The 24,385-nt window shown below is 64.2% G+C and carries 12 protein-coding genes; 1 reads left to right on the top strand and 11 read right to left on the bottom strand.

Annotated features, from left to right (window positions below; all coding sequences use genetic code 11):
* The 6 genes from BXA07_RS30410 to BXA07_RS25225 form a co-directional block, all read right to left on the bottom strand.
* Complete coding sequence (locus tag BXA07_RS30410; protein ID WP_139335746.1) at positions 1-1,599, bottom strand: tetratricopeptide repeat protein; 1,599 nt, start codon at positions 1,597-1,599, stop codon at positions 1-3.
* 58 nt (positions 1,600-1,657) lie between these two features.
* Positions 1,658-3,655, bottom strand: a complete 1,998-nt coding sequence (locus BXA07_RS25245) for a phospholipase D-like domain-containing protein (RefSeq protein WP_244556404.1) — start codon at positions 3,653-3,655, stop codon at positions 1,658-1,660.
* Between the two features lie 25 nt (positions 3,656-3,680).
* On the bottom strand, positions 3,681-6,455 hold the full coding sequence (gene tssI, locus BXA07_RS25240; protein ID WP_076572010.1) for a type VI secretion system Vgr family protein: 2,775 nt from the start codon (positions 6,453-6,455) through the stop codon (positions 3,681-3,683).
* Between the two features lie 157 nt (positions 6,456-6,612).
* Entirely contained in the window at positions 6,613-8,760 is a 2,148-nt protein-coding gene (locus BXA07_RS25235) for a S46 family peptidase (protein ID WP_348532972.1), read from the bottom strand.
* Between the two features lie 66 nt (positions 8,761-8,826).
* Positions 8,827-10,971, bottom strand: coding sequence for a PAS domain-containing sensor histidine kinase (locus BXA07_RS25230; RefSeq protein ID WP_244556403.1), 2,145 nt, complete (start codon positions 10,969-10,971; stop codon positions 8,827-8,829).
* On the bottom strand, positions 10,968-13,550 hold the full coding sequence (locus tag BXA07_RS25225) for a chemotaxis protein CheB (RefSeq protein WP_076572094.1): 2,583 nt from the start codon (positions 13,548-13,550) through the stop codon (positions 10,968-10,970). The genes BXA07_RS25230 and BXA07_RS25225 overlap by 4 nt, the downstream gene beginning before the upstream one ends.
* Before the next feature lie 186 nt (positions 13,551-13,736).
* Between BXA07_RS25225 and BXA07_RS25220 the strand changes: the two genes are divergently transcribed.
* Positions 13,737-14,249 (top strand): hypothetical protein, encoded by a 513-nt coding sequence (locus BXA07_RS25220; protein WP_076572006.1) that lies wholly within the window; start codon positions 13,737-13,739, stop codon positions 14,247-14,249.
* 32 nt (positions 14,250-14,281) lie between these two features.
* Here the strand turns inward: BXA07_RS25220 and BXA07_RS25215 are convergent, their stop codons facing one another.
* The 5 genes from BXA07_RS25215 to BXA07_RS25195 form a co-directional block, all read right to left on the bottom strand.
* Positions 14,282-15,703, bottom strand: a complete 1,422-nt coding sequence (locus tag BXA07_RS25215) for an efflux transporter outer membrane subunit (RefSeq protein WP_076572004.1) — start codon at positions 15,701-15,703, stop codon at positions 14,282-14,284.
* Entirely contained in the window at positions 15,700-18,900 is a 3,201-nt protein-coding gene (locus BXA07_RS25210; protein WP_076572002.1) for an efflux RND transporter permease subunit, read from the bottom strand. Before BXA07_RS25210 ends, BXA07_RS25215 begins: the two co-directional genes overlap by 4 nt.
* Complete coding sequence (locus tag BXA07_RS25205) at positions 18,897-22,016, bottom strand: efflux RND transporter permease subunit (RefSeq protein ID WP_076572000.1); 3,120 nt, start codon at positions 22,014-22,016, stop codon at positions 18,897-18,899. Before BXA07_RS25205 ends, BXA07_RS25210 begins: the two co-directional genes overlap by 4 nt.
* The gene (locus tag BXA07_RS25200; RefSeq protein ID WP_076571998.1) at positions 22,013-23,377 is read right to left on the bottom strand and encodes an efflux RND transporter periplasmic adaptor subunit; all 1,365 of its coding nucleotides are present in this window, start codon (positions 23,375-23,377) and stop codon (positions 22,013-22,015) included. The genes BXA07_RS25205 and BXA07_RS25200 overlap by 4 nt, the downstream gene beginning before the upstream one ends.
* A gap of 413 nt (positions 23,378-23,790) precedes the next feature.
* A complete protein-coding gene (locus BXA07_RS25195; protein WP_076571997.1) occupies positions 23,791-24,348 on the bottom strand; it encodes a GNAT family N-acetyltransferase in 558 nt (185 codons plus the stop codon).
* Positions 24,349-24,385 lie beyond the last annotated feature (37 nt).

Below are 24,385 nucleotides of genomic sequence, written 5' to 3'. Positions count from 1 at the left end.
TTATCCAAGATCAGGAAGGGAGGCATCCATCAAATGCCACGTCACGTCGCTATCTGGCAAGTCCAGTTGCCAGTCGCGGCGCGGTCGCGGGAACGGCGCGCCCTGGGTCAGCCAAGTCTGGCGCCAGTACTGGTTGACGATGGCCTGCAGCGGATGGTCGGCCGCCACCCACGGTTGCCAGACGCCGCTGACCGGACAGGCCTGGTCGCAAGCGCAGCTCAACAAAGGCTCGGGCCGCGCCACCTCGCGCAGCAAACCGCGCGCCGCGCGCGGTTCCACTGCCCCATGGTTGTGCCGTATCGTCAGGCACTGTTCCCACGTCACGGGGCCGTAACGGCCCTTGCCAGCGGTATCGAGCACGCTGAAATGGCGGAATGCTTCGCCTTCACTGAACAGCCGGGCCGCTTCCGTCAAACCCTGCCCAGCGGCCGGTTGCCAGTATGCGGAAAACGGCGCAGTCGGCGCGTCGCTGTGCAAACCGGCGGGACGCAGCGCATAGTCGGCGGCCAGGAAATATGGTGTTTGCAACAGCGCGGCGGCGCCTGGCTGCGGGGTGGCGGGCGGCGGACGGACACCCATGGCGGCGTCGAGCAGGCTTTTTCGTTGACCATCCCAGGGCGGCAGATCGGCCGGTGGCAATGGCAGGATTTTATCGAGGTTGGGAAAGCGGCGATTGGGGTTGAAGCCGAGGGCATTACTAAGCATACGATATCGCTCTCCACGAGCCTTGTCCACATATGGCGCCAGCATATCGGCAAGATTAAAAGGTGAACCAAATTCAATTGCCAATGCATTTGCACAATCCTCACAACCAAACTTAACACCTTCATGCAATACCTTTAATGCACGATTTTTTGTTTCAGCGTTACGCGAGCCATTTATTTTCCCATTGGCAGCCCGTGGAGACACATACAAATAATGCAAATCAAATGCTGCGGGACCATATCCTTGCCCGAATGCACATTCCAGCATTTTTGTCGCGATGGGAATATTGGACCAATAGCCCGCCCCTTCACTGGCGGGTCCAACATTTAATTTATCCGCCAAAAATGCCATCGCCTGAGGATTTCCCATGACAGCAGCCTTTTGCCAGAATGCATAGGCGCGAGTGATGTCGCCGTCAACGCCAGTGCTATTCGCATAATAAGTCCCCATCCGGTCATAGGCCGCCGGTATGCCCAGCCGCATCGCCTTTTCCACCAGTTGTACCGCCTCTTCATTACCGTATAACGGATCGCGCCCTTCCACATACAAGCTGGCCAGATTGAGCATCGCCTTCCAGTGCAATCGCTCTGCCGCCTGACGCGTCAGATCAACGATTTTTTTGTAATCGCGGTCTTCCACGAAAATTTCAGGATCTTCCAAAACGCGTGCTTCGAGAAACCAGTCCTCCGCTTGCGCATCGATCGGAGGCACCTTGCTCGCCTCGGTTTCACAGATAAAATCCGCGGCATGGGGATTGAAAAGCAGCAGGCTTTGGTTGCGCGGCAGGACTTCTTTCGTGTCATTTGACATTTTGCAGGCGCCTAAAGTGAGAATCAGGAAAACTGCCAAGATAAAAACAGGCAGGGGAAGGGGGAAATTTTTATACTTTTTCATGCTCACCCCAAGCGTATCGTGGAGCTGCGTTTATCTTCCAATGGCAGCAAAAAACCGGTCATTTTTTTATCTGCAGAATTTTCAGAATACGAATTTTTTTCCTACGATTATCTTTCATTAATTTCACCCAGTTCCCGAACGCCAATACAATCGCCTCCTTCGTCCCGCCCCCTCCATCGACCAATCCCCCGCTATGCATGCGCCACACCCGCTTGCGCAAATCGCGGGCCACGCGGTGGTCGTCGGTGGCGATATTGATCTCGCTGTCGACGGCCATGCTGCGCTGGTTCAGGTTGGCGCTGCCCAGCGTCATGAACACGTCGTCGACCAGCATCAATTTGGAATGGATGTAGATTTCACGGTAGCGCCAGCGGTCCTTGTCAAACGCACTGACATTGAGCATGGCCACCGATACCTTCAGCCCGAATTCGCTTTCGAGTGTCATCACGCCGGGTTTGTTGATGCCGTTGGCATGCTGCACCACGTCGGGCAACTTGACTTCCACCTCGTTGGTGATGCCGAATCCGCCTCTGACATGCCGGGTTTTCGGCTGCTTGTTGTAGTCATCGATCATCTTGTTTTGACCCGTCATGCCAGCGTGCTGCCCCAGCGCCGCCAGCGTATCGTGGGTGCGCGGCACCATCTGCGCGCGCTCCGGCACGGGGATGACGATGAATACGTGCATGACCGGCATGTCTTCAAGACTCTTGCCCGCCTTGACACTGCCGGCCTTCCACGCGGCGACCACCTTCTTGCGCTCGGCCAGCAAGTGCCGGGCCCATTCTTCATACTGGAAATACTGGTTTTCCACGTACAGGTAGCCGGCCGCCAGGCTGGCCTGGGTCACGGCGCGAAAGTAGGTTTCCTTGATCGTCTTGTCCTGCTCCTCTGGCTGCGTCAGGACGATCTGCACGGTGGAGTCATCCGGCCCGGCCTTGCGCAACAGCTGGGCCGGCGGGTTTTTACATGACGAATACCAACTCACGCATTCCCCGGCGGCCTGATGCGTGCGGTCGTCGATCGCGCGGTCCCATGCCTTCACGAAATTGTTGTACAGCTCGATCAATGCCTTGCCACCGTCGATGCGGCAGGCATAATCCTGGTACGGTTTCAGCGTGGAGAACCCGCCGTCCGCGGCCATTCCCTGCAAACACTCGCGCCGCTCGTTGACACCGCCCTGTTCGCGGCGCGTGTCGTCGAGCAGATGGGCCGTCGTGTCCCAATAATCGGTCACCGAGTTCAGGCCCATCACATAGCCGACGGCCTTGGATCCCTTTTCGTGGGAGAAATCGATCAGGACCGGCTTCTGGTGATGCGTGCCCAGGTATTGCATGCCGGGCTTTTCAATTTCTCCCATCGTCAAGCCGTGCGGCTGGTTTATTTCGGTAGAGATACTCTTGCTGATCGCGGTGCTGTCGCCGTGCCGCAAGCGAATCTCCAGGCCCTCCAACAAGCCATGGAACGCGGCCGCATACCAGCTGTGGCAATATTCTTCACGCGCCAGCATTGGGATATCCTCGGGCCGGACCCTATCCCCCCTGTAACCGCCGCTGAATTCCGGTTTCCTGGCGACCGCATCGTGCAACATCGCCAGACTGGCTTTTGCGCTGATGTCATCGGCGCGCTGTCCACCGGTTTTCCATGGCGAGGTATCGTGCGAATAGCCCGGCATAGTGCGCGCTATCGGCGAACCGATCCGGTCATACCAGACCAGCAGGCGCACCCTGACGTGACGCCGTGCGGCGGCGATCAGCAAGTCGCCAAACGTTTCGCCACGCGGCCAGGTGGCGCTGTTGCCGCGCACCAGTTCCATGCCCGGGTCGAAACCCCAGCAGCACAGGTCGATGGACTTTTTAGCCTTGGCAATCTCGCTGGCGATGTCGGCGAACCCTTCCTGTCCGCAAATGAACAGTGTCAGCTTGTTGTTATGCGTAATCGGATGAGTGGCCTTGCCCTTCAGGTTGCGGTTTTCCAGCAGCCACTGGAGCGAACTCGTCGCAGTCCGTCCGACTTCGTCGATGTGGGTGGTTTCGATGCGGCCGCTCGATTCAGGCATGGCGCTCTCCAGTCAGTGTCGTGAATCATTGAACCCCGCGGCCATCGGCCGTGTCGTCGAATGCGCGCAAACCGCGGTTCGACAGCGTCTGTTCGCCGTCCGGCGCCGCGTTCGGGTCGAAGCGCGCGCTCGCTTGCAATGAAAACTCTTCGCCATTGCCCAGGACGACACGGTAGCGCGGCGTGCCGTCCTGGTGCGCGATCAGGATGCGGCCAAATTCGTCGGTCAGGCCTTGCTCGACTTCGGCTTCCCCGTTGTACAGCGTGTACGGCACATTGGCGTACTGGCCCCCATCCGCATGGCCCTGTATCGTATGCTGCAACTGCCCCGCTGCCGGCGCGATGGGCGGCTCCAGCTCCGGTTGCGGCCGGTTCTTGGGCGCCAGCGTTTCCAGGTTTCCATGGAACAGCGTCGGCGACGTGGTAAAAAACTGTACCTTGTCGCTAATTTCAAGCATGCAATCGGCGCCATGCAGGCGCACGCCCTTACGGCCGCGAATATGCACCCAGTCGGCCTGACTGATCAATTCCAGCACCTTGTGGGCGACGATATCGACCGTATCGGTTTGCGCCGCGATCTGCACCGGGCCGGCTGCCGCGATCAGTTTCATGCCCGCCTTGTGGACGAACAGGCGCAGCGCCGCGCCGATGCTGGCGAACAGGCCGCCGCCGGCCGCCAGCGACAGGTCGTGCCCGGTCGTCAACGCCGTGTGCTCGGCGCTGGCGATGTGCGTCGATTGCGCGGTCGTCGTTTCGATACCGGCCGGACTGGCCAGCACCAGATGCGGCTTCGATAGTTCGGGAAATGCGTGTTCGCCACTGCCGGCACCGCCCTTGATCCCGGCATGCTGGGCTATCAGCACATCGGCGGCGGCCCCCTGCTGGGCGGCGCTTTCTTGCGCACCGTAATGCTGCGCCAGGGCGGCAAGCGCCTTGTGCCGTTCAGCAGCCTCGGCCAACCGGCGCAAGGTTTCATCCATGCTCTTGATATGCGAGGCGGCGCCAGGGCGTGCCTCGGTGGTCAGCAACATGCCGCGGCCCGCGCGCGCCACGCCCCAGGCGTCCGACGCCAGTTCCCAGCCTTCGCCACGCGCATCCTTGCGGCCGCGGGCATCCTCGATGCGGCTGATGCAGCCGAGCGACAATTGGCTGTGCTGATGATCGCTTTTCAGTTGCGCCTGGATGCGCTGGTGCGTGTCGTCGAGTACCAGCTGGTTGCCGCGCACGCCGTAGCCGCCGCCAGGCATCAGCTCGGCGCTGCGCCAGCCGCCCAGCACGCATTGCCCCGGCAAATTCCACGGCGGCGCATGGTTGCCGTTGTACACCGCGCCGACGATGACGGGACGGTCGATATTGCCGTCGAGAAATTGGATCAGCACTTCCTGGCCGATGCGCGGCAGCGCGATCTGGCCAAACGCCTGGCCCGCCCATGGCGTCATGACCCGGATCCAGGGCGAACTGCCCGCGTCGAACTTGCCCAGACGGTCCCAGTGGAATTGCACCTTCACCCGGCCCAGCCCATCGGTATGGATGGTTTCGCCTGCCGGACCGGTGACGATCGCCGTCTGCACGCCGGGCAACGCGCAAGGCGTGCTGTTGAACTGCCGCCCCGGATACCAGCGGATGCTCTTGCGGATGCAGCGAAAACGGTTCTCATAATGCGACTTCGCGCCCGTGCCTGCCTGGTAATTGTTGCTGGCGAGATGATCGACCGACAGGATCAGGTATTCGCGCGAGCCGATGTCCGGGCGCGCCTCCTCACCTCTGACCGGCATGGATGGCGTGCCGCTGAAGTGTCCGCCCAGCGTGAAACTGCGCCCGGCCTGGGCGCAGCGGTGATTGCCGCCAGCGTCGAAGTATTGCGCCTGGCAGTGATGCTCCTCCAGGCGGCGTTGCGCCAGCGCTTCGCCGTCACCCATGCCGGCATAGCCATAGCCGGTGTCTTGATACAGTTCATGGGCAAACACATCGCCCTGCTCGTGCAGCGCGTAGCCGCTGGCGCGGCTGGCATACGGATGCTTGTAGTTGAAGCTGGCCAGCGTGAGCGAGCCTGAAGCGATCTTGCGTATTGCCTGCCAATCGCGTATGCCGTCGCGCTCCAGCGAGCCGGCGCCGCTGCGAAACGCCATCTCGTCGGCTGCGCTGGCATGGTCGTCGCCTGGATCGATGCTGTCGCTCAGCCAGGTGTTGTCGCCCAGACACAGCGTATGGCCGTCGGCGCGATGTTCATACCAGTAATGGATCCCCTGGTCTTCCCAGCGCCGGTGCAGATGGTTGTAATCGGTTTCATTATGCTGGTTGGCGCAGCTTAATATCGCTTTTTCCTCATGCAGCCGGTTTTGCCAGTCGCGCTGCAAATAATGATCGAAGGTCGTTTCGCTGATGTCGATGACCGTGCGTTCGTGGAACGAGACGTTGTCCATGCGCAGCCTGGAAAACGCCAGCCAGGGTTGCAGCACCATCTGGTAGAACGCGAAACCGCCATCGCTGCGCAACAGGCGAAATTCGCCGACATAACCATTGAAATAGCGCAAGCTGCCGTCATCGCGCACCAGCGAAATCGTGACCATGCGCCCCATCATCGCCGTCAGGGGGACGTGGAGATTGTCCGACAGCACTTCGACGTCGAAGCGGAAGTCGCGTGACATTTCCTCGTGTGCGCGCAAGCTGTTGACCAGCAGCGCGGTATCGGGCGGACCGTCCTCGCGCGGAAAATCCATGCGCAGCAAGCGGCTGTCCTGGACTTGTCTGCCCGCCCCGAAAAGGCGCGCCAGATCGGCTGCCAGCTCGCCACCATCCATATTGCCTCCATCGCATAGTTTCCTTGGTTCATGCTAACCATGGCGGGCGCTGGCATATTGATGGAACTCAAAATAGTTGGCCATACGCAAAAAAGCCGCATCGGCCCTGGGGCGGATGCGGCTTTGCGCTGGGGCAAGCTGAAGTTAAAACTGAAGCTTACTTCTTGGCAGCTTTCGGATACTTGATCGTCATTTCCTGCAGCAGGTTATCCGCGTGGTCCACTTCCTTCATCACCCACAGCATGTAGCGGATGTCGAGGTGGATGGCGCGCGTGATGGCCGTGTCGAAGTACCAGTCCTTGGTGATCGATTCATACGTGGAATCGAAGTTCAGGCCGATCAGCTCGCCGCGCTTGTTCATCACGGCCGAGCCGGAATTGCCGCCCGTGGTGTCGGCGCTGGTGAGGAAGTTGACGGGAACCGTGCCCAGCGCCGGGTCGCGGAACTGGCCGTAGCGTTTTTGCTTGACGGCGTCGATCAAGCCTTGCGGCGCTTCGAACGGGGCCTTGCCCGTGACTTTCTCGACGATGCCTTCCACGGTTGTAAACGGTCCCTTGGTAATGCCGTCGCGCGGCGAGTACGGCGAGACCGTGCCGTAGGTGACGCGCAGGGTCGAGTTGGCGTCAGGATACACCGGCTTGCCTTGTGTTTTCTTCCAGGCAATCACGGCTTGCATGTATTGCGGAATCACGCGTTCCAGGTTGCCGTCGATTTCCTTGCGGCGCTCTTCCAGCGCCTGTTCCACCGGCTGCAGCTTGACGGCCAGTTGCATGAAGGCGTCGTCGGAGCGGGTCACGGCGGCCTGGTCCTTGTCCAGCCAGGCCAGGCGCTTGGCCGTGTCAGCCAGCTGCGTCTGCTGGTACAGGGCCGCCACGGCGCCTGGCGCCGGCAGCAGTGCGTCCAGTCCTTGCGGATGGCTCTTCGCCGCCAGCTGGGCGTAGCGCTTCAGGCCGGCTTCAAAACGCGCCTGGTCGACCTTGTTGACGTAGGACTGCTCCAGGCGAGCCAGGCGGGCCTTGATGAAGGCCAGGTCGCGCTGCTGGAAGCCCGATTCGCGCTCGGCATCGGCTTTCTGGCGCTCCAGCGACAAACGGTAGATGGTGCGCGCGCTTTTCAGCAGGTCGCTGTTGGTGGCCACCGACCAGGCGAACTCTTCTTCGCTCAAGGCCATGTCGCTGGCGATCGCCGCGTCCAGTTCGGCCAGCAGGGTCGCCGACACGTTCGGCTGCTTCGCGTACCAGGCACGGAATTCGGCGTCCTGCACGTCCTTGATGGCGGCGATGTCCTTGCGCGCGAAACCGTCGAGCAAGCCCTGGGTTTTCTTCAGCACGTTGTTGATGCTTTTCACCACGCTGGCATAGCGCACGGCGGAGGCGGCGTCGCCCTGCGTCGCGTCGGCCATCACGGCCAGGTCGGCTTGCAGTTCGGATACCTTCAGGGGGAAGGCCGTATCGCGCGCAAAGCGGATTTCCGCCGGCAGCTTGTAGCGGCTGGTGCGGCCGGGGTAGCCCGCCAGCAAGATGCCGTCGCCGGCCTTCAAGCCTTCGGCCGAGACCACCAGGAAGTCCTTCGACTTGTACGGCACGTTGTCGGGCGACGGGTCGGCCGGACGGCCATCCTTGCCCACGTAGGCGCGCAGGAACGAGTAATCGCCCGTGTGGCGCGGCCATTCATAGTTGTCGGTGTCGCCGCCGAAATTGCCGATCTTGTCCGACGGCGCGTACACGAGGCGCACGTCGCGTATCATCATCTGGCGGATGCGGTAGTACTCGAGGCCGCGGTGGAAGGCAGGCACGGAGCAGCGGTACATCTTGTCCGTCTCGCATTCGGCGATCAGGTCCTTGATGCGCTTTTCCACGGCTTCGTGGCGGGCGCGGCCGCTCATGTCGGCCGTCAAGCCCTTCAGCACGCGCTCGCTGACGTTCTCCACCTTGTCCGTCACGTACACGAGGCTGTTCGGACCGCCCGGAAGCTCGCTAGCGCGCGTCTTGGCCAGGAAGCCGTTGGTGATGTAATTGTGTTCCGGCGTGGAATTGCGCTGGATGGCGCCGTACGCGCAATGGTGGTTCGTCACCACCAGGCCCGCGTCGGAGACGAAGGCGGCCGAGCAACCGCCCAGCGACACGATGGCGCTCATCGGGTGCTTGCTCAGGTCGGCCAGTTTTTCAGCAGGAATATCGATGCCGACCCGTTTGAGTTCGGCTTTCAGCTGTGGCAGCTGGTGTGGTTGCCACTGCCCTTCGTCGGCGTGTGCGCCGGCGAACGCGCCCATCAAGGCGACTGGTAAAACGATTGTCTTGAACAAGATATGCTCCTCCATAAAAAGCAGGCGAAAGTATAGCCTGTCCAAGGGGGCCGGGTCGGCAAAAAATTAACGCATTGAAATTTCCGCATCGGGCGCCCGGCCGCCCCGCCCCTGCAGGGGAATGTGCAGGGCCAGCCGGCAACCGGCGCCAGACGCCGGCAAGCCCACCTCGAACTGCCCGCCCAGCGCCGTCACGCGTTCGGCGATGCCGATCAGGCCAAAACACTGTTTCTTGCGCTGTTGCTGCGGCGTAATGCCGACGCCGTCGTCGCTGATGGCCAGGTACACGGCGCAGGCGTCCGAACTGAGCTCGATCTCGACCTCGCTGGCCTGGGCGTGGCGCATGACATTGCTCAACGCTTCCTGCACGATGCGGAACAGCACGATCTCGACCTGGCTGGCGATGGCGGCAAACAGCGCCTCGTCGCGTATCAGCAGGCGGCAGGCGACGCCGCTGCGCTTGCGGAAGTCGCCCACCTGCCACTCGATGGCGGCCTGCAAGCCCAGGTCCAGCGCCATCGGACGCAATTCGTTCATGATGCCGCGCACGCTCTTGATGGTGGTGTCGACATTGCTGAGCACGGCACCGACCCGGCGGTGCAGGCGCGGATGCGAGCCTTCCGTGCGCGCGCTGAGCATGGAAATATCGATGCGCAGCGCCAGCAGGTTTTGCCCCAGCTCATCGTGGATATCGCGCGAAATGCGCTTGCGCTCGTCTTCCTTGGCCGTTTCCAGGTGCAGCGCCAGCTGGCGCAGCTGGGCGTGCGACTGGCGCAGCGCGCCGTCCATCAGCATGCGTTCCGTGATGTCCGTATGCGCCACCACCACGCGCAGCGGCCCTTCGCCGAGGAAGCGGCTGACCCGGGCCTGCGACCAGCGCGGGCCCGAGCGCGTGGCAAATTCGTATTCCAGCGCAAACGCATCGGCCCTGCCGGCAATGACGGCGCGGATGCCGGCGGCCAGCTCGCGTCCGGCGCCGCGCTGCCAGCGCGCGTCCGTTTCGCAAAATTCCAGGTACTGCAGCGGCTGCGCGATTTGCCCGACGAAGGCCAGGCAAGCCTGGTTGGCGTGCACGAGGCAGCCAGCCTGGTCCAGCACCAGCACCCGGTCCGTCAGCGAGTCGATGGTGGCGTGGAAGAAGCGCTCGGCGTCGCGCAGCGCTTCCTGCGCCCGCTCGCGCTGCTGCACTTCCAGCTGCAGGTGCTCGTTAGCCCGCAGCAATTCGGCCGTGCGGTCGATGACCCGCTGGTCCAGCTCGCGGTGCAGCTCGCGCAGGGCCGCCTCGGCCAGCTTGCGCTCCGTGATGTCGGAAAACACGCCGACAAAATGGCTGATGGCGCCATCCGGCGCCCGCATGGGCGTGATCGACAGCGATTCGACGAAGCGCTCGCCATTCTTGCGCCGGTTCACCAGCTCGCCATACCAGCTGCCGTCCTGGTGCAGGCTGCGCCACATGGCTTCATAAAACTGCGGCAAATGCGTGCCGCCGCCGAGGAAGGCAGGGTCGCGGCCGATGGCCTCTTCCGCCTGGTAGCCGGTGATGGCGGTAAAGGCGGGATTGACGGAAATGATGCGGTTGCCGCTGTCGGTCACCAGCACGCCTTCGCGGATGGTGTCGAGGATGACGAAGGCGCGCCGCAAGGCCGATTCGCGCGCCAGTTCGTCGCCCAGGTCCGTGACCAGCATGCGCGCCGTGGCGCTGTCCGCATCGTAGTTGGCCTCGATGCGCACCATGCCGCCCGTGCGGCCCGCCTCACCCTCGAACAGTTGCGCTTCGAGCACCTGGCGCGCGCCGCTGGCGAAGACGGCGTCGAGGAAGCGGCGGAAGCCGCCCTGCGCCTGGGGCGCGATGAACTGCTCGAAGCGCCGTCCCAGCAGGCGGCTCTTCTCGCGCCGCAGCAAGCCGCAGGCAGCCTCGTTGGCGCGCGTGATGACGCCTTCGCGCGCCAGCGAAAAATAGCTGACGGGCGCCTGTTCGTACAGCTGCGCATAACGGTCGCGGCTGCTTTCAAATTCATTTTTCAGCTGCTCCAGCTCGGCCAGCGCGGCGCTTTGCATCTCCAGCTCGATCTGGCTGACCTGCAGCTCATGCATCTGCCGCATCAGCTCTTCATTCGACAGCGGCGGCACCGGCTGACGCTGCTCCGCCGCCAATTGCTCGGCCTGCTCCCTCAGCCGGGCCGGCACGCCGCCGTCGAATGGCTCGTTCATGCCGCGCCGTCTCCGCTCGCCCCGTCATTCTGCATCTGCCGCAGCTGGGCTTCCAGCAGCTTCGACTCCGTGATGTTGATGAAGGTCACCACCACGCCGTCGATCACGTTTTCAATCGTGCGGTAGGGCATGATGCGCACGTTGTACCAGCGCCCGTTCTTGGTCGGCACCTGGCGCTCGCAAAACACGAGGCTGCGGATGACTTCCAGCGCATCGTCTTCCAGGCCCGGATAATCGAGGTCGTTGACGATGTCGCTGAGCGGGCGGCGCAAGTCCGTCTGGATCAGCTTGTAGATCTGCGTGGCCGGCGCCGTGAAGCGGCGGATGCGCAAGTCGCTGTCGAGGAAGATGGTGGCGATATCCGTACTATTGAGCAGATTCTTCATGTCGCTATTGACCAGCGACAAATCATCGACCTTCGATTGCAGCTCGGCATTGACCGTGTACAACTCTTCATTGAGCGACTGCATCTCTTCCTTCGACGTGGTCAGTTCCTCGTTCGTCGATTGCAGTTCTTCATTGGTCGACTGCAATTCTTCATTGGCCGATTTCAGTTCTTCGCGCGAGGTCTGCATCTCGTCGCGCACGGCCTGGATTTCATTGCGCGCCTGGGCCAGCTGCTGCTCCAGTTCCAGCACCTTGGGATTGGGCGAGCGGCCGCGCCGCGCCTCGGCCACCAGCGGCACGCTGGAAAACGTGACGAAGACCATGCCGCGCAGCGATTCCGGCTGGCTCAGTGCCTCGGCGCTCAAGTCCACGCCCAGCGACTGCCCCGTATGATCCTTGACCACCAGCCCCTTCAGCCGCACCACGCTTTCGCTCTGCAGCGCCTGCTTGATGAGGCCGGCCAGCTCGTAGCGCAAGCCTTCGCGCGCCATGGCGTGGATATTCCAGTTGGCCTTGCCGGCCGCCGGCTCCAGGAAGGCGCCCGTGCGGCCGTTGATATACAGGATGTCCCCATCCTGGTTCAGCAGCGCGGCGGCCGGTGAATATTTCTGGAGCAATAATTGCTCGACATGGGATTGAATCTTTCCGGTCATGCTGACTTCTCTCGTGTCGCTAGGTGTGGGGGGGGATGCCAACGAAACCTTGGTGGGAAAATACGTGGGCAGGCGCTGACGCGCCAGGTTGTCGAGGCGGCGGTACAGCCGGGTCGACGTCGTCAGCGGCGAAAACAGCTCGGAAAAGTGACCGGGCGTATCGGCGCTGCCCAGCAGTAAAATCCCATCGCGGTTCAAGGCGTAATGAAACAGGGGAATCAGGCGCTGCTGCAGCTTGGCATTGAGATAGATCAACAGGTTGCGGCAGCACAAGATGTCGAGCTTGGTAAACGGCGGGTCCGAAATGATGTTTTGCTGGGCGAAGATGATCGTGTTGCGGATCTCTTTCTTCACGTGATAGCCGTTCTTGTCATTGACAAAGAATCGCTCCAGCCGTTCGGCGGACACGTCGCTGATGATGCTGTGCGGAAAGCGCCCCTGGCGCGCGCGATCGATGGCGTCGGCCGACAGGTCGGTGGCGAAGATCTGCAGGCTGTACTTCTGCGGCGGGTTGATGCTGGCCACCACTTCATGGAACACCATGGCCAGCGAATACGCTTCCTCGCCCGTGGAGCAGGCCGGTATCCACGCCTTGAAGGCGCGCCCGTCCGGGTGGGCCGCCAGCATTTGCGGCAAGACCACCATCTTCAGGTATTCCCATACCTTCTGGTCGCGGAAAAAGCTCGTCACGCCGATCAGCAATTCCTTGAACAGCAAGTCGATTTCCGCCGGATTGTCGCGCAGGTAGGGAACGTACTCTTCCATCGACGTCATTTGGTACAAGCTCATGCGCCGCTCGATGCGGCGCAGCACCGTGTTGATCTTGTAATCGGTAAAACTGTTGCCCGTGTGCTCGGACAGCAAGGCGACGATTTCCTGCAGGGAATTGCGGCCGTTCGGTTCATGGCCCGGCAAGCTGAGGAAACTGCTGCGGAACAGATAGCTGATGATCTTGTCCGGCATCTTGTCGGGAAAATCGACGAGATCCACGACCTCGGCGGAAATCGCGCTTTGCGGCATCATGTCGAACTTGGCCGTATCCGGATGCTGGGCCAGGGTCAGCCCGCCCGCCTGCTTGATCGCCTGCAAGCCGCGCGTGCCGTCGCTGCCCATGCCGGAAAAGATCACGCCCACGGCCAGTTCGCCCAGCTCGTTCGCCAGGCTTTCGAAAAACATATTGATGGGCAGGCGGTGGCCACGCAGCTGTACCGGCTCGCTGAGCACGAAACGGCCCCTGGACAGGGTCAGGTCCGCATTCGACGGGATCACGTAGATATGGTTGGGGCGCAATTCCGCCTGGTGCGTGATTTCCGTCACGGGAATGCTGGTGGCGCGCTGCAGCAATTCCGGCAGCATGGCTTTTTGCGTGGGATCAAGGTGCTGGATCACCACAAAGGCGATGCCGCTTTCCTGCGGCACATTGGCGAGGAAGGCGACGATAGGGTCGAGTCCGCCGGCCGAGGCGCCGATGGCCACCACGGGAAAGACGATGGTGGCCACGTCGGGCACGGGCATTTTACTGTGTTTGTTGCGTGTCATCGTCTGCAAGAAAGCAGCCACGGCAAGACCGGCAGGCTGGCAATTGATAATCTTGCATTCTAGCACCCAAGATGCGCGGAAAAACGCGAATTTGAACTGCTCCGCGGGACGAAACAAGACTTGTCAAAATAGACAATAGAAATGAAAATGGCAAGCTTGATTATCTGACATACAAGGGAGTGCGGCATGCGTACGGAACAGTTACCCCTGGCGGCCGGCCGCGTGGCCGCACTGGCACTGCTGCTGTTCGGCCCGCTCGCACTGGCCGCCATGCTGGGCGCCATCGTGCCGGCAAAACCGGGCGACACGGGAGCCTTGGCCGCTGGCATTCTCGGTCTGTGCGCCATGCTGATGCTCGCCATCTTCGGCGCCATCGCCATGCGGCGCTCGGTCACGTTCGGCGACAGGGACGTCATCATCCGGCACAGCTTCTACACCATCCGCATCGATGCGCAAGCGTGGACCGGCGCAGCGCTCGACACGGTGGGGCAAAGCGGCATCACGTTCAGGAAAAACGGCATCGCCGCCTTCGGCTACTACTCGGGCTGGTTTGCCGGCGCGCGCGGCGACACCGTGTTCTGCGCCATCGGCGGCGGGACGCTGTACCGCATCGCCACGCCAGGCCATGCGCGCTGCAGCGCCATTCTCATCGGCTGCAGCGCGCCGCTGGCGCACACGCTGCGCCAGCCGGACTGTTAGCACCCCGTGCGCATGGCGGGGGAAGCTGTTCCCTACTGCCCCTGCGGCGCATGCCAGCCGCCGCCCAGCGACTGGATCAGCGCCACGGCCGTCGTCTGGCGGTCCGCCTGGGCCTGCACCAGCGAGCGGCGCGCCGACAGGGCCGTCACTTGCGCCGTCACCACGTCCGTATAGCCGACCTGGCCCGCGTTGTAGCGGTTCAGCATCTGCTGCTCGACCTGGTCGGCGGCGGCCGACGCCTGCTTGCGCAGCTCCAGCTGCTCGGCCAGCGCGCGCGTGGCCGACAGCTGGTCTTCCACGGCGCCGAAGGCACTCAGTACCGTCTGGCGGTAGCGCGCCACCGCCGCCTCATGCCCGGCTCTCGCCGCGTCCACGCTGGCCGTGGTGGCGCCCGCGTTGAACAGGGTTTGCGCGGCCGATACGCCCAGCGACCACAGGCTCGATGAGGCATTGAACAGGTCGCCCACCCTGCTGGCGCCGGAACCGTAGGAGCCCGTCAGGTTCAGGCTCGGGTAATACGCGGAGCGGGCGATGCCGATCTGCTCGTTGGCCACGGCCACCCTGCGCTCGGCGGCCGCGATGTCGGGACGGCGCTGCAGCAGCGTCGAGGGCACGCCCAGCGGCACCTCGGGCACGGTCAGGGTCCACGGCGCCACGGCCAGGCTGAAGTCGGACGGCGCCTTGCCCAGCAAAATCGCGATCGCGTGTTCGAGCTGGGCGCGCGCGCGCACCTGGCTCGACAGGTCGATCTGCGCATTGGCCAGCTGCGTCTGCGCCTGCAGCAGGTCGGACTTGGCGGCGATGCCGGAGTTGAAGCGGTTGCCGGTGATGTCGAGCACGCGCTTGTAGCCAGCTATGGTGGCGTTCAGCAGCGCGATCTGCGCATCGCTCTGGCGCAGCGAAAAGTAATTGGTGGCCAGCTCGCCCTGCGCCGACAGGCGGGCGGCGGCCAGGTCCGCCGCGCTGGCGGCTGCGCTGGCGTCCGCACCCGTCACGCCGGCGCGCAGCTTGCCCCACACGTCCGGCTCCCACGAGGCGCCGATGGCGGCCTTGAAATTGTTGTTCGTCTGCTGCTCGCCCCCGCCGCCCGAGCGGGCGCCGCTGCCCGTCAGGTTCACGGTGGGGAACAGCGAGGCGCGCTGTTCGCGCACCAGCGCGCGCGCCTGCTCGTAGGAAGCGATGGCGGCGGCCACGTTCTGGTTCGAGATGTCGATGCCTTCGGCCAGCTGGTTCAGCTGCGCGTCGCCGAACAGGGTCCACCAAGGGCCGCGTTCGAGGGTGTCGGCCGGTGCGGCCGGCTGCCAGCCGGCCGCCTCCTTGAACGCTTGCGGCGCGGCGGCAGACGGTACTTCATATGCGGGGCTGACGGCGCAACCGGCCAGCAGGACGGCAGCAGCCACGGCCAGCAGGCGGCGTGCGGGGACGGCGGAGGAAATAGGTTTTACTTGCTTCATGATTGTGTGCTCGGGTTATCTGGCCCAGGAATGCGGCTCAATTGCTGCTCGTCGGCGCTGCGCGTGCGCAGCTTGTCGAGCAGGATATAGACCACCGGGGTGGTCAGCAATGTGAGTAACTGGCTGGCAATCAGGCCGCCGATGATGGCGACCCCCAAGGGCTGGCGTAGCTCTGACCCCTCGCCGAAACCGATCGCCAGCGGCAAGGCGCCAAGCGCCGCCGCCAGGGTGGTCATCAGGATGGGGCGGAAACGCAGCAGACAAGCCTCGCGCACCGCTTCCACCGCTGTCAGGCCGCGCGAACGCTCGGCCTCCAGCGCGAAGTCGATGATCAATATAGCATTTTTCTTGACGATACCGATCAACAGGAACACGCCGATCAGGGCGATGATGGAAAACTCCATGCGGAACATCAGCAGGGCCAGCACGGCGCCCACCCCGGCCGAGGGCAGGGTCGACAGCACGGTGACGGGATGGACCAGGCTTTCGTACAGGATGCCCAGCACGATGTAGATCACGACGATGGCCGCCAGGATCAAGAGCGGCTGCTCCTTGTTGCTGTCCTGCGCGCTCTTCGCCGTGCCCTGGAAACTGCCGCGCACGTTGACGGGCATGCCGATTTCCGCTTCCGCCTGGGCCACGGCCGCCTGGCCGTCGCCCAGGGTGTAGCCGTCGGACAGGTTGAACGACACGGTCGTCGCCAGTTCGCCGCCCTGGTGGTTGATCGACGTGGCCGTCGCGCTTTCGGCAAAGCTGCTGAACGAGGACAGCGGCACCATCGTCGTCAGCGTGGTGGCCAGCGCATTGCCGCTGGACGGGTCGCGCGACGCCGTGATGTTGGCCACCGTGGCCGACGCCGTGGCGGCCGTGGCCGGCACGTACACGGAACGCAGCGCTTCCGGGCTTTGCGCGTAGCGGGGCGCCACTTCCATGATCACGTGGTACTGGTTCAGCTCATCGTAGATGGTCGCCACCTGGCGCTGGCCGAAGCTGTTGTACAGCGCATTGTCGATGTCGCGCACCTGCACGCCCAGCTGCGTGGCACGGTCCTTGTCGATGGAGACAAAGGTTTCCACGCCGTTTTCCGCCTGGTCCGTGTCCACGTCGATCAGGGCCGGCTGCGCCTTCATCTGCTCGGCCAGCCTGGCCGCCCACTTCTTCAGGTCGGCCTGGTTGTCGCTGATCAGGGTGTACTGGTAGGTGGAATTGCTGGAACGCCCGCCCATGCGCAGATCCTGCACGGGGTTGAGGAACAGCGAAATGCCCGTCACCTTGGCCAGTTGCGGGCGCAGGCGGGCGATCACGGCCTGGCCCTTGTCGGTGCGCTGCGAGGCGGGCTTCAAATCGATGAACATGAAGCCGCCCCCTGCCCTGCCGCCGCCGGTAAACCCCACGACGGTGGCGACGGCCGGATCGTCCTTGATGATGTTGACCAGCTGGCGCAGCTTGCCCTGCATGGCCTGGAACGAGATGCTCTGGTCGGCGCGCATGCCGCCGTTGATCTGGCCCGTGTCCTGCTGCGGGAAGAAGCCCTTGGGCGCGGCGGCGAACAGGTAGACGTTCAGGCCGACGACGAAGACGAGGATGGTCATCACGAGAGCGGCGCTGGACAGGGCCCAGTCCAGGCAATGCTCGTAGACCTTGAGCATGCGCTCGAATCCGCGTTCGAACCAGCGCGCCACCGCACCCGGCTTTTTATGCTGCTCGCCGCTTTTCAGCAGCCAGGCGCACATCATCGGCGTGGTGGTGAGCGAAATGACGAGCGAAATGAGCACGGCGGCCGACAGGGTCACGGCAAATTCGCGGAACAATCGCCCCACCTGCCCGCCCATGAACAGCAGCGGGATGAAGACGGCCACCAGCGACAGGCTGATCGACAGCACCGTAAAACCCACCTCGCGCGCGCCCAGCAGGGCCGCCTTGAAGCGGTCCATGCCGGCCTCGATGTGGCGCTGCGTGTTTTCCAGCACCACGATGGCATCATCGACGACAAAACCCGTGGCCACCGTGAGCGCCATCAAGGAAAGGTTATTCAGGGAAAAGCCCAGCATGTACATCACGCCGAAGGTGCCCAGCAGCGAGACGATGGTGGCCACGGCCGGGATGATGGTGGCGCGCACGCTGCGCAGGAAGGCGCTGACCACCAGCACGACGAGCACGATGGACAGGATCAGGGTGAATTCGATCTCGTGCAGCGAGGAGCGGATGGAATTGGTGCTGTCGGACGCCACCTGCAGCTTGATGTCGCCCGGCAGCTGCGCCTGCAGTTCCGGCAGCAGCGCGCGCACCCCGTCCACCGTGGCGATGACGTTGGCGCCGGGCTGGCGCGTGATCAGCACGATGACGGCCGGGTCGCCATTGAACAGGCCCAGGGTATTGTTGTTTTCCACGCCGTCGACCACTTCGGCCACGTCGTCGAGGCGGATGGCGGCGCCGTCGCGCCAGGCCACCACCAGGCTGCGGTAGTCGGCCGCGCTGCGCCCGCCCGACGCCGTGCTGGCGCCCGAATAGATCTGCAGGCTGCGCGCATCGCCGGAAATCGCCCCCTTGGGCCGGTTGGCGTTGGTCGCCTGGATGGCCGCGCGCACGTCGTCCATCGAGACGGCATAGTGATTGAGCTGGTAGGGCAGCAGTTCCACGCGCACGGCCGGCAGCGAGCCGCCGCCCAGTTCCACGTCGCCCACGCCCTTCACTTGCGCCACCTTCTGCTGCACCAGGTTCGACACGGCGTCGTAGATCTGGCCCGGCGAGCGCGTCTTCGACGTCAGCGCCAGGATGATGACGGGCGCGTCGGACGGATTGGCCTTGCGGTAGGTCGGGTTGCTGCGCAGAGTGGCCGGCAAGTCCACGCGCGCAGCGGCAATGGCGGCCTGCACTTCGCGCGCGGCCGAATCGATCTTGCGGTTCAGGTCGAACTGCAAATTGATGCGCGCCGAGCCCGTGCCCGACGACGACGTCATCTCGTTCACGCCCGAGATGACGCCCAGGCGCCGCTCCAGCGGCGTGGCCACCGAGGTGGCCATCGTTTCCGGGCTGGCGCCGGGCAGGCTGGCGCTGACGGAGATGGTCGGATAATCGACCTGCGGCAGCGGCGAGACGGGCAGCACGAAGAAGGCGCCTATGCCCGCCAGCGCGATGCCGATGGTCAGCAGCACGGTGGCGATGGGACGCTTGACGAACGGTTCGGACAGGTTCACGCGGCGCTCCCCGCGTTATCGGCCGGCTTGTCCAGGCTCACGCCCGGCGTCTTGCGCGCGAAGCGCTGGCCCAGGCGGTCGAAGCCCAGGTAAATGACGGGCGTGGTAAACAGGGTCAGCACCTGGCTGACAATCAGGCCGCCGAAGATGGCCAGGCCCAGAGGACGGCGCAGCTCGGCGCCCTCGCCCCAGCCCAGCATCAGCGGCACGGCCGCGAACAGGGCCGCCAGGGTCGTCATCAGGATCGGGCGGAAACGCAGCAGCGCCGCCTGGTGGATGGCTTCCTGCGGGCTTTTCCCTTCATCGCGCTCGGCCTCGATGGCAAAGTCGATCATCATGATGGCGTTCTTTTTCACGATGCCGATCAGCAGGATGATGCCGATGATGCCGATCACGCCCAGGTCCTGCCCGGACATCATCAGCGCCAGCAGGGCGCCCACGCCGGCCGACGGCAGGGTCGACAGGATCGTCAGCGGGTGGATATAGCTTTCGTACAGCACGCCGAGCACGATGTAGACGCAGACGACTGCGGCCAGGATCAGCCACAGCTGGTTCGACAGCGAATTTTCATACGCGCCGGCCGCGCCCAGGAACGTCAGGGTGACCGACGGCGGCAAGGCGATGTCCTTCGCCGCCTGGCGGATGGCGTCGACGGCGCTGCCCAGGGCCACGCCTTGCGTCGTATCAAAGCCGAGCGTCGTGGCCGGGTACTGCGCCACGTGCGTGATCTGCAGCGGCGCCTGCTTCTCGCTGACGCTGGCAAAGGCGGACAGCGGCGTCGACTTGCCGGAACCCGTGCGCACCTGCAGGTCCGACAGGTCGGACGGCGTGGTGACGATGCCCGGCTGCGCTTCGAGGATCACGCGGTACTGGTTGGTTTCCGTGAAAATCGTCGAAATGATGCGCTGGCCGAAAGCGTTGTACAGCGCGTCGTCGACCGTGGCCGTGGTGACCGACATGCGCGCGGCGCTGTCGCGGTCGATGGCCACCACGACGGCGGCGCCCGTGGCGCCCGCGTCCGTGACGACGTTGCGCAACTGCGATTTTTCGCGCATGCGGGCCGCCAGCTTGCCGGCCCACTCGGTGACGGTGGCCGTGTCCGCCCCTTCGAGCGAGACGCGGTACTGCGTCGGCCCCGATTCCGCGTCGATGGTCAGATCCTGCGTCGGCTGCAGGTACAGGGTCACGCCGGCCACCTGGGCCACGCGGCTGCGCAGGCGCTCCATGATCTCGTCCTGGCTGCCGCTGCGCGGACGCTTGAGATTGATCAGCATGCTACCCGTGTGCAGCATGGTATTGTTGGCTGCATCGACGCCCACGAGGGAACTGAGGGTATCGACGGCGGGGTCTTCCAGCAGCGCGCTGGCGGCGGCCTGCTGCAGGGTGGCCATGCGTTCGTACGAGACGGCTTGCGAGGTTTCGATGCGCGCCTGCAGCTGGCCCGTGTCCTGCGTGGGGAACAGGCCTTTCGGAATCGTGATGTACAAAATCACGGTCAGCAGCAAGGTGGCCAGGGCGACGAGCAGGGTCAGTCCCTGGCGTTTCAGGACCCACACGAGCGCAAGGTCGTACTGATGGATGACCTTGTCGAGGAAAGCCTGGATGCGCTGGCCCGTGGCGCTGATTTTTTCATCGGCGTGGCTTTTCAGCCAGCGCGCCGACATCATCGGCACCAGGGTCAGCGACACGACGGCGGAAATGAGGATGGTGATGGCCAGGGTCATGGCAAACTCGCGGAACAATCGGCCCACCACGTCGCCCATGAACAGCAGGGGGATGAGCACGGCGATCAGAGACACCGTCAGCGAGATGATGGTAAAGCCGATCTGCGAGGCGCCCTTCAGGGCGGCGGCCATCGGCGTTTCACCCTCCTCGATGTAGCGGGCGATGTTTTCGATCATGACGATGGCGTCATCGACGACGAAGCCCGTGGCAATCGTCAAGGCCATCAGCGACAGGTTGTTCAGGCTGTAGCCAAGCAAGTACATGACGCCGCAGGCGCCGATCAGCGAAATCGGCACGGACAGGCTGGCGATCACGGTGGCGCGCAGGCTGTGCAGGAAGGCGAAGATCACCAGCACCACCAGCAGCACCGACAGCAGCAGTTCCATTTCCACGTGCTCGACGGAGGCGCGGATGCCCGTCGTGCGGTCGCTCAGCACGTCGAGCTTCATGGCCGCCGGCAGGCTGGCCTGCAGGTCGGGCAGCAGGGCCTTGATGGCGTCCACCGTCTTGATGACGTTGGCGCCGGGCTGGCGCTGCACGTTCAAAATAATGGCCGGCTGCTTGCCCGACCAGGCGCCCAGGCGCGTATTTTCCGCGCTGTCGACGACCCTGGCCACGTCAGCCAGGCGCACGGGCGCGCCGTTTTTATACGTGATGATCAGGCGCTTGTAGTCTTCCGCCGTCACCAGCTGGTCGTTGGCGTTGATCGTGAACGAACGCGTGGGGCCGTCGAAACTGCCCTTGGCGCTGTTGACGTTGGCCGCCGCAATGGCCGTGCGCAGGCTGTCGAGGCCCAGGCCGTAGGACGCCAGCAATTTGGTGTCGCCCTGGATGCGCACGGCAGGCCGCTGGCCGCCCGACAGAGAGACCAGGCCCACGCCGTTGACCTGGCTGATCTTCAGCGCCAGGCGCGTGTTGACGATGTTCTGCACCTGCGTGAGCGGCATCGTGTCCGAGGTAATCGCCAGGGTCAGCACGGGCGCGTCGGCCGGGTTGATCTTCGCGTACACGGGCGGCGCCGGCAAGTCCGTGGGCAGCAAGGAACCGCCCGCGTTGATGGCCGCCTGCACTTCCTGCTCGGCCACGTCCAGCGTCTGCCCCAGCGTGAACTGGAGGGTGATGAGGGAGACGCCGGCCGCGCTGGTGGAACTCATGCGCTGCAAGCCCGACATCTGCCCGAACTGGCGCTCCAGCGGCGCCGTCACGGTCTGCCCCATCACTTCCGGACTGGCGCCCGGGTACAGGGTCTGCACCTGGATGGTGGGGAAATCCACCTGCGGCAAGGCGGCCAGCGGCAGGAACTTGAAGCCGACCAGCCCCGCCAGCACGATGGCCAGCATCAGCAGCGCCGTGGCGACGGGGCGCTGGATGAACGGCGTCGATGGACTCATTGCGCTGCGCCCTTCGCCGGAGCGGCCGCCGGCGCACTGGCTGGCGTGGAAGCCGATGCGCCGGGCGCGCCGCCACTGCCGTCCGCCTGCTGGCGGCGGTGGCGGCGTTCGCCGTTCGCCCCGGCAGCGCCGGCACCGCGCGCGCCAGCCGGCTTGTCACCGGCCAGCATGACTTTCGCGCCCTCCTTCAGGCGGTCGGCGCCTTCCGTGATGACCTGCTCGCCCGCTTCCAGGCCGGCGCGGATTTCCACCATGTCCGTGGTGGCCTGTCCCCGCGTGACCATGCGCACGGTGACGGTCTTGTCCGCCTTGAGCACATAGACGAAGTCGCCGTTATTGCTGTGGCGCAAGGCCGTCACGGGCACGAGCACGGCGCCCGTGATATTGCCCAGTTCCAGGCGCACGTTGACGAACTGGCTGGGGAACAGCGCCATCTTGTCGTTCGTGTAGCGGGCCTTGGCGCGCACGGTCCCCGTCTGCACGTCGACCTGGTTGTCCAGCGCCGTCAGGCTGCCCTTGTCCAGGGTATGCGTGCGCGTGCGGTCCAGCGCCAGCGCGGCCAGGGGCGTGCCGGAAGCGAGGCGCTCCTGGACGGTCTGCACCTTATCCTGCGGCACGGCAAACTCCACGTCGATGGGCGACAGCTGCGTCACCACCACCACGCCGCCCGTGTCGCTGGTGCTGACCAGGTTGCCGATATCGACCACTTTCAGGCCCGCGCGGCCGCTGATGGGCGACACCACCCTGGTGTAGCCCAGGTTCAGGCGCGCCGTGCCTTCGGCCGCGCGGTCCGTCATCACCGTGCCTTCCAGCTGCTTCACCAAGGCGGCCTGCGTGTCGACGTCCTGGCGCGCGATGGAATCCTGGCCCAGCAGGGTTTGATAGCGCTTCAGGGTCAGCCGCGCGTTTTCCAGCTGCGCCTCGTCGCGCTGGCGCTGGCCCGTGGCCTGCATCAGCGCCATTTCGAACTGGGCCGGGTCGATCTGCGCCACCACCTGGCCCGCCTTGACCATGCCGCCTTCCTTGAATTTCAGTTCTTTCAATATGCCCGATACTTGCGGGCGCACCGTCACGGTCGATGCGGCCGTTACCGTGCCCAGCGCGTCGAGCACCACGGGCAGGTCGGATTTCACTGCCGTGGCCACGCCGACGGTGGTCGAGGGCGGGCCGCGGCGTCCGCCAGGCCCGCCAGGGCCGGCGGGACCGCCTGCGCCCGCGCCGCCCTGCGCGCTGGCGCTGGAGTGGGTCAGATACCAGGCGCCGCCGCCCAGCGCGGCCATCACTGCCAGCGCGATGACCGTGCCGACGATTTTCGAACGGCGGCTGCGCCGCGGGGTATGGGGTGCTGTCTGCGAATCCATCGCTTATCCTTGTAGTGGCCGCTGGCACGGCGAGTCTGTGGCGCCGGCCGAGGTGGAACACGCTCAGGCCGGACGACCGTTTTTCGGGGTTGATCTGGCAAATCACGGGGAATCAAGAGCTGAAAATCAGCTGAAAAAACATCGTTCCCATCGTGAAACGACTCTAGCATAGTCATGTATCTGTTTCATTTCTACTTGAAACAATTACACACAGCCAGGCAGGCATGGACGGACCGGGCGCGCCGGCAGGCATGCCGCGCACCATGGCGGAGAAAGGAAAAATCAGGCTTGCGGGGCGGTATGCCCCGGCGCCGGCGTGGCGCGGGCGACTCGCAAGCAGATACAAACTCGCTACAAATCTCCCGCCAGCCCCCTTGACCCGACGGCGGGAGGCCGTGTTTCCATACCCGCCATTACAGCGCGGGCGCCAGCTCCAGGCCGAGAATCACATCCTGGTAGTCGGTGCGGCCCACGCGGAAGGTGCGCCGGCCCACCTGTGCAAAGCCGCAGCGCGCATAAAAGGCCAGCGCATCGTGGTTTTGCGCATATACGCCCAGCAGCACCCGCCCTGCCCCGCCGGCACGCGCTTGGCTCAGCGCCGCCTGCATCAGGCGCTGGCCCACGCGCAGGCCCTGGAAGCGGTGCAGCAGGTAGATGCGCTTGATTTCCAGATCATTCGGGCGCGGCTCGGTCACCGGCAGGCCGGCGGGGCCGAGCACCAGATAGCCGACGGGGGCGCCGCCCGGCGTGGCTTCGGCCAGCCACAGGCGCATGGCCGGCAGCGCCAGCCAGTCGCGGTACAGCTGCGCGTCGTGCTGGCGCTGGCAATGGGCGAGGATATCGGCGCCGTCGAGGATGCCGGCGAAGGCTTCCAGGAAAGTAGCCTGTCCCACCAGCGCCAGCGCCTGTTCATCGCCCTTGACGCAGGGGCGGATGGTGATACCCGTGGGTGCGCTGATGTCGCTTGCCATGCCTTGCTCCTGATATGAAACAAGCCGGGCGAAGCCG

It is taken from the genome of Janthinobacterium sp. TND4EL3 (genome assembly GCF_900156175.1).
GTDB lineage: Bacteria > Pseudomonadota > Gammaproteobacteria > Burkholderiales > Burkholderiaceae_D > Janthinobacterium.
Note: the sequence above shows the minus strand (reverse complement) of the source record. Positions and strands in the feature narration are given on the sequence as shown.